Annotated in this window: 1 protein-coding gene; it reads right to left on the bottom strand. The window is 62.0% G+C overall.

All coding sequences use genetic code 11. The features are described from left to right. Window positions 1-266, bottom strand: a 266-nt coding sequence (locus tag AF337_RS11825; RefSeq protein WP_152971002.1) for a P-loop NTPase family protein, incomplete at both ends; no start/stop codon positions are given.

The following is a 266-nucleotide window of genomic DNA, read 5'->3' as shown; positions in this document are numbered from 1 at the left end:
GGTTGAACTCGTCGTAATAGCTGCCCTCGCTGGGCAATAGCACCTGCAGCCGTTCCTTCACGGTTAGGCCGGGCGCCACGATGAACACCGCACGGCTGAAATCCTTGTTCCGCTTCGGATAGGTCAGCGCGTTCAGCACCTGCCAGGTGATGATCATCGCCATCACCGTGGTCTTTCCCGCGCCCGTCGCCATCTTGTTGCAGAGACGCTCCCATACTCCGCCATCGCCGGGGATCGCGATGCCCTGCTTGTAGCCTGCCGCACCC

It is taken from the genome of Rhizobium ecuadorense, assembly GCF_001187535.1.
Lineage (GTDB): Bacteria > Pseudomonadota > Alphaproteobacteria > Rhizobiales > Rhizobiaceae > Rhizobium > Rhizobium ecuadorense.
The sequence above is the reverse complement of the archived record's forward strand: the minus strand, read 5'-3'. Positions and strand labels throughout refer to the sequence as shown.